Raw genomic sequence first — 234 nt, forward strand, 5'->3', positions numbered from 1 at the left:
GAAGACACTCCGCCGCCCGCCATGATCTTGATCTGGCTCGCGCCTAGCATCAGCTGTTCACGCACTCTTCTGAGCATGTCCGGCACACCGTCTGCGATCGAGGATATGCCGGCTACTTCCGCTGCACTGAGCGAGCACAGCGCAGTGCGCGGCAACTCGTTGCGTCTGCGAAAGTCGCCGTGCCCTGAAGTCTGAGAGATCATCGCCCCGCTGGGAAAGATCCGCGGACCCATG

At 62.0% G+C, this 234-nt stretch carries 1 pseudogene; it reads right to left on the reverse strand.

What is annotated here, in order from left to right:
- Window positions 1-234 (reverse strand): annotated as a pseudogene (locus SB816_RS35105) (amidohydrolase family protein); the annotation flags it as partial.

The organism is Achromobacter sp. SIMBA_011 (assembly GCF_046535435.1).
Lineage (GTDB): Bacteria > Pseudomonadota > Gammaproteobacteria > Burkholderiales > Burkholderiaceae_B > Achromobacter > Achromobacter dolens.